Genomic DNA, 7,819 nt, shown 5'->3' on the forward strand with positions numbered 1-7,819 from the left:
AACCACGAAGTCCTATTCGGCAACGGGGTAGCCTCAGAATCCTACTACCCCGGCAAACAGGCGCTCCGCATGCTGACGCCTTGGCAACGCAACGAAATGTTCCAAATCTTCCCACAACTTCAATCAAACGCGTCAAGCTTGGCATCGCTTTACGGTCAACGCGCCCGTCAAATGGTCTGATCTGAAAAAGCCATCGACAGCTTCAACAAAAATGGCCACTCCCAAGAGTGGCTATTTCTAGTTCAGAAAACGAGTGCCTGACTTAATTCAAAGAACTGCGCACGCCCCATGTTTGGTACGCCGCTTGGTCTGCGCTACATGTTTCCAAGGACATCACTTTGATCTGGTTCACAGCGCTGCGACCGCTGCGTGTCGCTTCACCAACCGTGAGGCAAAGTTCAGGCGCTGCATTCGGCGTGATTGTACCGCTGCCTGAGAATGTAAAACTCTGAGTCGCGCCGCCATCGCATTTCGCCAAGCCAACGGAACTACCTGCTGAGGCCGACGAAATCTCCGCGCAAACATCAAAGTTTGTCATGTAAAGTTGGCCATCTGCAAAGCGCGCCGTGTCAAACACCTGATCAAAACCAAGCGCGCCGCCGGGGCTATAGCATGTGTGTCCTTGCAAGCCATCCGCAGGGTCCGCGCTTTCGCCTTTGCCACCTGCGATATCGACGCAATAGCCGGCCTGTTTGTTGTCCAACATATCGATCAGATAGATTTCAACATTTTCTGCAAAGGAAGGCGCAGCCGTCAAAATCGTACCAGTCAGCGCGCAAAGGATTGAGTGTTTAAACATAACGAATGTCCCAATGAATCATATTTCGAATTACTGTCATTATACGGGATCATTTGAGAATTCCGTCGGAAAAAATGTTGGCGGCGAGTTATAGCCTAATTCCGCGTTGGTTCAGCCTTCTACAGGCGCGCCGCTTCTCGTTCTTTGCGGCCCAAGAGCAGCAGTGATCGCGAGGATAAGACCTGAAACAGCAGCAATCATCCCAGCTGCGCTTACTGCGTTATCAGCGCCAATCCATAGCGGGCCATATCCCGCCAACACATAGCCGAAGACCGCAGACAAGGTTGCGAACAAAACGCTCCACGCGACTTGAGCGCCGAGCGAATTGGTCATCAGCCGCGCGGCTGCAGGCGGGCAGATGAACATCGCGATCACAATGATTGATCCCACCGCATCAAACGCAGCAACAGCGGCAAGCGCCGCGACAACAACCAATGCAAACCCCAAGGCACCAGTGCGGATGCCAACGCTTTGCGCAAAGGCTTCATCAAAGGTCGACAGCTTCAATGGACGCCAGAAAATCCACGTAAAGACACTGACGAGCAAAAGAACCACCGCCAATCGCGGCAATTCCTCAGGAACATAGGCCAATGCGTCTTGATCCAGCAGAGATCCCCAGCCGGTCGCGTCGAGCCAAATCAAACTCTCTAAATTGCCGAAAAGCGCATGTTCCACGTCCAGATGGACGCCGCTTGTGTCCGATTGTTCAAGCAGCAAAACACCCGCCGCGAACATAGATGTGAATGTCACGCCCATCGCAGCGCCCGGTTCGATCCGGCCGAGCCTGCGAATGGCTTCAATCATGCCAACCGCGATCAATGCCGCACCAGCCGCGCCGATCATCATAGGCACCGCCGCCACGACACCCGTCACAAGGAAAGCGACAACAATTCCGGGCAACACAACATGGCTGATCGCATCGCCAATCAGGGCCTGACGTCGCAGCAACAGAAAGTTTCCGGGCAAAGCACAGGCAATCGCAGCAAGCGTGCCGATCAATATCGGCGGCAGTGACAGGGCTACAAATTCTTCACCCATCACACCTGCACTCCTGTTGGTGGGCCGATCAAACGATCCAGTTCATCAATCTGGTCAGAGGTCAAAACGCCCTCAATTTCCGTCAACCCGTCATAGAAGGTCGCAGCGAGCGCAAATTCCTCGCGCGAACGTGCCATTTGCCAGCGACGTTCATCTCTGAGCGCCTTAGCGGCACGCGCTTTTCCATCCGTAGTTGCAACGCCATCCGCACGCGCAAGACCCGCGCGACGCAAAAGGCGCAGGGTGAGTTTTTCGTAGATAGGTTGTCCCTGGGCCAGCGCCAAAAGACCCTGACGAATGTGCACGCGCCGCTGAAACGACAGGTGTTTCAAAACCGCCGCCAAAACACCGCGTGCTGGCGCGAACAGCAACGAAAGCGCGAACATCGAAAAGAGTACCAAAACGATGACAGGTCCGGTGGGAAGCGCGGGCGCAACAGCGGACAAGGCCGCCCCGACAAATCCCGCAGCGCCCCCAACAAAACCTGCAACCCACAAAACGCCTGTCACGCGTTCGCTCCAAAACCGTGCAGTCACGGGCGGGATGATCAGCAGCGCAACGATCAGGATCAGACCTACGATCTTAAGACCAACGACAGTGATCGCCATAACAAGGCCCATCATAATCAAATCAAGCCGTGGCACATTCAAACCACTGGACGCAGCAAACTCAGGATCAAACGCAACGGCGCTCAATGGCCTGCGAAAAGCAATCACCGCCCCAAGAACAACAGCGCCACCCACAGCAATGATCACTGCATCCGAATACAGCATCCCAGCAGTGGAGCCGAGCAAGAAGCCCTCAAGCCCCGCTTGGCGTCCTTCACTCATCGTTTGGATAAAGGTCAAAAGCACAATGCCGATGCCAAAAAAGACCGATAAAACCGCCCCAATCGCGGCATCTTCCGCAAGGCGCGTGCGCCGTGTCAACGCGCCAATACAAAGCAGCCCAACCCAAGCAGAGGCAGCAGAGCCAAGCATCAACCCCAGCAAGCTGCGACCGTCACCGCCCAGCGCGACCATAATAATAAAGGCAATGCCAACACCCGGTAGTGTTGCATGCGAAATCGCATCGCTCACCAACGCCCGTTTACGTAGGAAAAGGAAGGTGCCCGTAACACCAGCCGCAATCCCCAGAAGCATCGCACCAAGGGTCACAAGCGTAGCATTATACCCGAGCTGAAGGGTCAGAGCTGACCAAAGCATGATTTAGGCGCCAAGCGCTGTCTGGCCGAGTTGCGCCGTCGCCAAACGCCCGCCATAGGCCTCTTGCAAGCGCTGCGGTGTGAACGCCTGTTCAACCGTGCCTTCTGCAACGCGGGTCGTGTTTATCAGGAACACGCGGTCAAAATAGTCAGCGACAGTGCTAAGGTCATGATGCACAGCAACAACCGTTTTGCCCTCTGCACGCAGGGCTTGAAGCACATCGATGATAGCCTTCTCCGTCGCCGCATCAACACCCGCAAATGGTTCATCCAAAAGATAAAGATCGGCGTTCTGTGCAAGGGCGCGCGCTAGGAAAACACGCTGTTGTTGGCCGCCTGAAAGTTGGCCGATTTGACGGCGCGCGAAATCTTGCATACCGACGCGTTCAAGACATTCCATCGCTTTAGCTTTGTGCGCACCGCGCAAACGACCCAACAGGCCAAGCTCACGATAAAGACCCATCAGGACCACATCCAAAACACGCGTTGGGAAATCCCAATCTACGCTTGCACGTTGCGGAACATAAGCAATGCGTGCGCGCGCTTGCGCGACCGGCTGACCAAAAACCTGCGCTGTGCCGGCAAGCGGTGTAATCACGCCAAGCGCCGCTTTCAAAAGCGTCGATTTGCCTGCACCGTTCGGTCCGATGATCGCTGTCATTGATCCCGCAGGCACAGTCATATCAACGGAGAACACCGCTGGCTTTTGACCATAGCTCACCGTCATGCCGCGCACTGCCAAAGCCGCGTCAGCCTGTGCTTCGCTCAAACGTGTGCCATCCGATGTTGCCAGTTCAATCGGGCTCATATCTTAACTCCCCACTGCAAGTTTGCCGTTCAAGCCGCGCTCGGGCACAGTGCCACCCAACGCCTTAGCAATCGTTGTCATGTTGTGGTCGATCATACCGATGTAAGTCGCTTCATAACTGCCATCCGCGCCCATAGCGTCAGAGAACAGTTCACCGCCAATCGAAACCGTATGATCCTGCGCAGCCGCGCCTTCGATCAACGCGCGAATGTTGCGGTCCGAGACAGAGCTTTCCACGAAAGCCGCGCCAATCTTGCGCTCGACCAGCATATCAACCAGCGACGAAATGCGGTTCAAGCCCGCTTCACTTTCTGTGGAAATGCCCTGAATGCCGATCACTTCGTATCCAAAGGCACGACCGAAATAGCCAAAGGCATCATGCGCCGTCAGCAAAACACGAGCGCTTTCTGGAACCGTCGCAAGAACAGTTTCGCCATAGGTTTGCAGCGCGCTCAATTCACCCTCAAACGCTTTCAGGTTCGCCGCGAAATCGTCAGCGGCGTCTGGTTTAGCTTCGCTCAACACTTCTGCAACACGACGCGCGACGTTAACCCACAGCGCCGGAACCATCCAAACGTGAGGATCAAAGCGACCGTCATAGTCTTCATGCGAGAGCAACAGCTCTTTCGGCATCGCATCTGCAACAGGAATGGCAGTGCGGCGACGATCAAGCTTAACAAGGAAATCTTCCATCTGCGCTTCAAGGTAGAGACCATGCCACAGAACCAAATCAGCACGGGTCATTGCCGTGATGTCAGTGCGTGTTTGGCGATAAGCGTGCGGATCAACGCCCGACCCCATCAACGCGCGCACCTCAACATGCGCACCGCCAATACGATGTGCCGTGTCTGCAATCATGCCAGTTGTGGCAACGATACTGAGAACTTCAGATGCAAAAGACAGGCGCGGCGCGAGGGCTGCGGCAGAGGTCAAAGTCAGGAAGTGGCGTCGATTAAAAGACATTTGTATTCCTTCTGTTGAGAATGAATATGCGAGTCATTATCAAAAAGTCAATGCAATTGCGAATTATTCGCAACAAAGAACCAAAAAAGCTGATCATATGGTCAAATAATGGACGCTGACGTCATGCCATCGCTTGCCAAACACCATCCGTCATGGGACAGGTTGATCAACAAAGCCATCGGCTGGAGAGTCCTATATGTCTGTCGAAACAGCACACACGCACACGCATTTGCCGCAAACGGTTGAGCCGCGAAACCCAGGGATGCCCCTTGATCTGAGCTGGGTTCGTTCGGTTCAAGCAAACACCTCTGCGATTGAACGGCGGGCAAAAACCCTGCCCGGTCGTCGCAGCGTGAAGAAAGAATATCAGGCCGCATGGCTGCTGCGCGCCGTTCAATGCATCGATCTAACCACGCTTTCAGGCGATGACACCGCTGAACGCGTGCGCCGCCTTTGCGCTAAAGCGCGCGCCCCTCTGCGCAGCGATATTGCCGAAGCGCTTGGTATTGATGGACTGCAAACAGGCGCGATCTGCGTCTATCACGATATGATCGAAACCGCTGTCGATGCGCTGCAAGGGTCAGGCATTCCCGTCGCTGCGGTCTCTACCGGTTTCCCCGCGGGCCTTTCACCCTTTCATCTGCGCGTTGCAGAGATTGAGGAAAGCGTCAAAGCAGGCGCAGCCGAGATCGACATCGTAATTTCCCGCCGCCATGTGCTCTCTGGTGACTGGCAAGCGCTCTACGATGAAATGCGCGCCTTCCGCGCCGCTTGCGGTGATGCCCATGTCAAAGCGATCCTTGCTACAGGTGAGCTCGGCACTTTGCGCAACGTCGCGCGCGCGTCTCTCATTTGCATGATGGCAGGCGCTGACTTCATCAAAACCTCCACAGGCAAGGAAAGCGTCAACGCGACGTTGCCTGTGTCCTTGGTAATGATCCGCGCGATCCGCGACTATTATAACCGAACGGGTTACCGCGTTGGCTACAAACCTGCGGGTGGCATTTCCAAGGCAAAAGACGCCCTAATCTACCTTGCCCTTATGAAGGATGAACTTGGGGACCGCTGGCTACAGCCCGACCTCTTCCGCTTTGGCGCATCCTCGTTGCTCAACGACATTGAACGTCAATTAGAACACCACGTGACAGGCGCATATTCCGCCAGCTACCGCCACGCGCTGGCCTAGGAGAAATGAACATGACTATTTCCGAGCGTTTGGACAAAATGGATTACGGCCCTGCCCCCGAAAGCGCAGGCGATGCCCTTGCATGGTTGATCGATCAAGGTAGCCAATTTGGCCACTTTATCGATGGAGCCTTCACTAAACCTGCGAATGGCTTCGAAAGCCGCAACCCCGCGACGGGCGAAGTGCTGGCCAACCTGAGCCAAGCCACGCAAAGCGACGTTGATTTGGCTGTAGGCGCCGCGCGTAAGGCGCAGGGTAAATGGGCCAAGATCGGCGGCGCAGGTCGTGCGCGTTATCTCTATGCCATCGCCCGTTTGTTGCAGAAACATTCGCGCCTGTTCGCTGTGTTAGAGACGCTCGACAACGGTAAACCGATCCGCGAAAGCCGCGACATCGATATCCCATTGGCGCAGCGCCATTTCTACTATCACGCAGGCATGGCTCAACTGATGGAAGATGAACTTCCCGATCGTGAGGCATTGGGTGTCTGTGGTCAAATCATCCCATGGAACTTCCCGCTGCTGATGCTCGCTTGGAAGATCGCGCCAGCCATTGCGATGGGCAATACGGTTGTTCTGAAACCTGCTGAATATACCTCACTGACTGCGTTACTCTTTGCAGACATTTGCCGACAGGCTGGCCTGCCGAAAGGCGTCGTAAATATCGTGACAGGCGATGGCGCGGTTGGTGAGATGATCGTCAACGCCGATGTCGACAAAATCGCCTTTACAGGGTCTACTTCTGTCGGTCGCCGCATCCGCGAGGCTACCGCTGGTTCGGGCAAAAAACTAACCTTGGAGCTAGGTGGCAAATCGCCCTACATCGTCTTCGACGATGCGGATATCGACAGCGCTGTTGAAGGGCTTGTCGACGCCATTTGGTTCAACCAGGGGCAGGTCTGCTGCGCGGGATCTCGTCTGCTTGTTCAGGAAAACATTTCTGAGACCTTCTACGCCAAACTACGCAAGCGCATGGACGGTCTACGCATCGGCGATCCGCTTGATAAATGTATCGACGTGGGCGCTGTTGTAGACCCTATCCAGCTCGATCAGATCACAAAGATGGTCGATGCGAATACCGAAGGTCAAATGCATCAGGCCGCGTGCGACATGCCTGAGGGCGGCTGTTTCTATCCGCCAACTTTGATCACGGGCCTGTCCCCCTCTGCCGCGCTGATGCAGGAAGAAATCTTTGGTCCCGTGCTCTGCGCAACCACCTTCCGCACCCCTGCGGAAGCGGTGCAATTGGCCAACAACACGCGCTACGGCCTTGCCGCGACTGTTTGGAGCGAGAACGTCAATCTCGCCCTAGATATCGCACCGCAATTGGTCGCTGGCGTGGTCTGGGTGAACGCGACAAACCTCTTCGATGCTGCCGCACCATTCGGCGGCGTGCGCGAAAGTGGCTTTGGTCGTGAGGGAGGCTGGGAAGGTCTTGCCGCTTACACCAAGCCGAAAGCGAAAACCAAAGCGCTGCCTAAGCTAGAGGCCTTCAGAGGCAGTGACGCTGGCACCGACCCCATTGATCGCACCGCCAAGCTCTACATCGGCGGTAAACAAGCGCGCCCCGACAGCGGGTATTCCAAAGGCATCTATTCCAAGCAAGGCGCAAAACTAGGGGATGTATCGCTCGGCAGTCGCAAGGACATTCGCAACGCGGTTGAGGCCGCGCAAGGCGCCAAGGGTTGGTCAAAAACCACTGGCCACCTCCGCGCACAGATCCTTTACTATCTCGCGGAAAACCTCTCTGCCCGCGCAGACGAATTTGCCATGCGCATTGATGCGATGACGGGCAGAAAGACCGGCAAGACAGAGGTCGAAG

The 7,819-nt window shown here is 55.6% G+C and carries 7 protein-coding genes and 1 pseudogene; 3 read left to right on the top strand and 5 right to left on the bottom strand.

Annotation, left to right across the window (positions count from 1 at the left end):
- Positions 1-180 (top strand): annotated as a pseudogene (locus ABJQ89_RS01005) (hypothetical protein); the annotation flags it as partial.
- Between the two features lie 82 nt (positions 181-262).
- Here ABJQ89_RS01005 and ABJQ89_RS01010 read toward each other — a convergent pair.
- The 5 genes from ABJQ89_RS01010 to ABJQ89_RS01030 all read right to left on the bottom strand — a co-directional run bounded on the left by ABJQ89_RS01010 (position 263) and on the right by ABJQ89_RS01030 (position 4,812).
- Positions 263-799 (bottom strand): ricin-type beta-trefoil lectin domain protein, encoded by a 537-nt coding sequence (locus ABJQ89_RS01010; protein ID WP_348494418.1) that lies wholly within the window; start codon positions 797-799, stop codon positions 263-265.
- A gap of 111 nt (positions 800-910) precedes the next feature.
- Positions 911-1,840, bottom strand: coding sequence for a metal ABC transporter permease (locus ABJQ89_RS01015; RefSeq protein ID WP_348494419.1), 930 nt, complete (start codon positions 1,838-1,840; stop codon positions 911-913).
- Positions 1,837-3,042 (bottom strand): metal ABC transporter permease, encoded by a 1,206-nt coding sequence (locus tag ABJQ89_RS01020; RefSeq protein WP_348494420.1) that lies wholly within the window; start codon positions 3,040-3,042, stop codon positions 1,837-1,839. The genes ABJQ89_RS01015 and ABJQ89_RS01020 overlap by 4 nt, the downstream gene beginning before the upstream one ends.
- 3 nt (positions 3,043-3,045) lie before the next feature.
- A complete protein-coding gene (locus tag ABJQ89_RS01025; RefSeq protein WP_348494424.1) occupies positions 3,046-3,768 on the bottom strand; it encodes a metal ABC transporter ATP-binding protein in 723 nt (240 codons plus the stop codon).
- 84 nt (positions 3,769-3,852) lie between these two features.
- A complete protein-coding gene (locus ABJQ89_RS01030) occupies positions 3,853-4,812 on the bottom strand; it encodes a zinc ABC transporter substrate-binding protein (protein WP_348494421.1) in 960 nt (319 codons plus the stop codon).
- A 196-nt stretch (positions 4,813-5,008) separates the two neighbouring features.
- Here ABJQ89_RS01030 and deoC point away from each other — a divergent pair, with 196 nt between their 5' ends.
- Both deoC and ABJQ89_RS01040 read left to right on the top strand, forming a co-directional pair.
- Positions 5,009-5,998 (top strand): deoxyribose-phosphate aldolase, encoded by a 990-nt coding sequence (gene deoC, locus ABJQ89_RS01035; RefSeq protein WP_348494422.1) that lies wholly within the window; start codon positions 5,009-5,011, stop codon positions 5,996-5,998.
- 11 nt (positions 5,999-6,009) lie between these two features.
- The coding region (locus tag ABJQ89_RS01040) for an aldehyde dehydrogenase family protein (protein ID WP_348494423.1) at positions 6,010-7,819 on the top strand (1,810 nt) is incomplete at its 3' end.

Origin of the sequence: Planktotalea sp., assembly GCF_039984035.1 — a bacterium.
Taxonomy (GTDB): domain Bacteria; phylum Pseudomonadota; class Alphaproteobacteria; order Rhodobacterales; family Rhodobacteraceae; genus Planktotalea.